The sequence below is a fragment of the Skermania sp. ID1734 genome, assembly GCF_007489285.1.
In the GTDB taxonomy this organism is placed as follows: domain Bacteria; phylum Actinomycetota; class Actinomycetes; order Mycobacteriales; family Mycobacteriaceae; genus ID1734.
Genome location: NZ_VLIY01000042.1, coordinates 1 through 2,671, shown reverse-complemented (window position 1 = coordinate 2,671; position 2,671 = coordinate 1). Strand labels below are relative to the sequence as shown.

Sequence of the window (2,671 nt, the reverse complement as noted above, 5' to 3'; positions counted from 1 at the left end):
GATGTCGACGGTCAGTTAATTCCCCAGGGGTGTCTGTCAGGTAATTCCCCATGTTCGGGTGTGCCGTGTTCAGCGTAGCGGGCTGGTTCGGCCGGTGTCGGTGGCTCGGTTGCCGGGGCGTTTGCGGGGCCTGTAGGAGGGGCCGTCCATGAGGATCTGGTGGCTGGTGTTGATCAGTCGGTCGAGTAGGGATTCGGCGACGACGGGGTTGGGAAACAGCGGGTACCAGTCCTTGGGTGCGCGGTTGCTGGTCAGGATCAGCGGTTTGGCGGCGATGGCGCGGTCGGAGACGAGGTCGTAGAGGTCGTCGGACTGGGTGGTGGTGTGCTCGCGCATGGCGAAGTCGTCGACGATCAACACGAGCGGGCGGGTGTATTCGCGGATGCGTTGTCCGATGGTGCGGTCGGCGTGGCCGCCGGCGAGGTCGGCGAGCATGCGGGCGCATTTGACGAACCGCACGTCGCCGCCGCGGCGGGCAACTTGATGTCCGAGTGCTTGTGCCACATGGGTTTTCCCGACACCGACCGGACCGTAGAGAATGACCGACTCGCCGGCGTCGAGCCAGCGCAACGCGGCCAGGTCGCGCAGCATTGCGGCGGGCAGTTTCGGGTTGGCGGTGAAGTCGAAGTCTTCGAAGGTGGCTTGTTGTTCGAAGCGGGCTCGCCGGACCCGGCGGGCCAGCGCGGCGGTCTCGCGGCGCGCGATTTCGTCCTCGCACAGCACTTGCAGGAATTCCAGGTGGCCGAGTTGGCCGTCGCGGGTCTGGGCCAGGCGGGCATCGAGAGTGTCGAGCATGCCGCCGAGCTTGAGGGTTTTCAGTGCGGCGCGCAGGCTGGGGTCGTGAATGGTCATGGTTGATTCCTCGATCTGATATGTGGCGGGGTGGGTGAATTTCCGAATATGTAGGCAGTTCAACGGTTTCGATCAATCGCTGGCCGAGGGGTGTCAGGCGCTGCGTTCGGTGTCGAAGGCGTCGGGTCCGCGCAGGAACGCCGGGGTCGGTGTCGGTGCTGGTGCGGGTTGGCCGTCGTGTTCGGTGCCGGCGGCGAGGATGCCTTTGATGGTGCGATAGTTGGGGTCGCCGACTTCGAGGGCGCGCGCGCAGGCCGCGTCCAGACGGGCGTCGTCGTGGCGCTCACGCAACCGCAGGATGGCTTGGATCGCGCGCAGTCGATGTACCGCGTTGATCTGGGACAGTTCGGCCACGACTTGCACGACGTGGGGTCCGGCCTGCTCGGCCTGGTGGCGACACCAGGACACCGTTTGCAGGGTGTGGGCGGTCTTGTGTGGCGGGTAGTGCTCGAAATTCGTTGCCCGCCCGGATAAGTGGCGCACATGGGTGGCCACGACGTGGTCGTTGTGGAAGATCTGCACCACGTCACCGACCGTGCGCACCAGCACCTGTTGGCCGATCAGCCGCCACGGACACGAGTAGAGCGCTTTGCCCGATTTCACATGGCAGTCCGGGGCCACCTTGCCCAGGCTGTAGACCACCGGCTCGAACGGGCGCCTCGGCAACGGCTCGAGCGCCGGCTTCTCGACCGCGTCGAACACGACCGCCGGTGCCGCGCCGTCCAACCCGCGATGCTGGTGGCGGCCGTACACGCGCGTGCACCAGTCCAGTGCAGCGTCTTGCATCTGCGCCAGTGAACTGAATTCGCGTCCGCGCCAAAAGGAATCCCGGATGTAGGGCATCGGCCGTTCGATGCGGGGCTTGTCCTTGGGTTTGCCCGCGCGGGCCGGGTCGATCAGCACCCCGTAATGAGTGGCGAGTTCGGCGTAGGCGCGGTTGATCTGCGGGTCATACAGATCCGGTCGTGTCACCCCGGTCTTGAGGTTGTCGCACACCACCCGCGACGGGACCCCGCCGAAGAACTCGAACGCCGCCACATGCGAAGCACACCAAGAACTTTGATCCATCCGCAGCACCGGTTGCACGAACAGCATCCGCGAGCACGCCAGAATCATCGCGAACGCCCACACCGTCACCCGCCGATCTGTGCCCGGATCCCGCCACATGCCCAGCTTGCCGTAATCGACCTGCGCTTCGGCCCCCGCCGGCACCGCCCCGCGCGGCACTGTCGCTTTGGCCTCCGCGATCCGGTCCGCGAAATGGGTTGCCACGTAACGTCGTACCGACGATTCCGATACTTCCACACCATGGTCGTCGCGCAGGCGCTGCGCGATCGTGGCCACCGTCACCGACGCGTCCAACTGCGTCTCGATCCAGCCGTGACGTGTGGCGATCACCGGCCACGTCACCGCCCGCGCCGCCGGATCGAGCACCTCCGGGAACCAGCCCGCGATCCGGGCACGCCACACCGCCTCGTCGAACGGCCCCTCGCCCGGAGCCAAGCCCTCGGCCACCGCCGGCGCGACGTACTTGCGGATCGTTTTCCGGTCGATCCCCAGACCATCGGAAATCTGTACCTGCGACCGGCCCGCATGCCAATGCCGGAACAACTCGATCAAATCGATCATCGTCCACGTTCTCCTTGCCACCTCGGGCCCCTTCCCGGGCCACCTGGCGGAAGGCCCGGTTCGGAGCGAACCTGCGGCAACAGCCCAACCCCGGCCGACACGCCCCAGGGTGGGGAATTACGTGACGGCCGGGTGGGGAATTACGTGACGGAAACCCCCATCAAGTTGGGGAATTACGTGACCGCTGACA

At 66.1% G+C, this 2,671-nt stretch carries 2 protein-coding genes; both read right to left on the bottom strand.

The genetic code is table 11. From position 1 onward, the window contains the following. Positions 1-69 precede the first annotated feature (69 nt). Positions 70-852, bottom strand: coding sequence for an IS21-like element helper ATPase IstB (gene istB / locus FOS14_RS24415; protein WP_143773424.1), 783 nt, complete (start codon positions 850-852; stop codon positions 70-72). A 93-nt stretch (positions 853-945) separates the two neighbouring features. Further along, positions 946-2,481: an IS21 family transposase gene (istA, locus tag FOS14_RS24410; RefSeq protein ID WP_143773423.1), complete on the bottom strand. Its 1,536-nt coding sequence runs from the start codon at positions 2,479-2,481 to the stop codon at positions 946-948. Positions 2,482-2,671 lie beyond the last annotated feature (190 nt).

Bases quoted from the DNA above. Each gene is read 5' to 3' on its own strand.
- istB (WP_143773424.1), bottom strand. From the start codon at position 852: ATGACCATTCACGACCCCAGCCTGCGCGCCGCACTGAAAACCCTCAAG.
- istA (WP_143773423.1), bottom strand. From the start codon at position 2,481: ATGATCGATTTGATCGAGTTGTTCCGGCATTGGCATGCGGGCCGGTCG.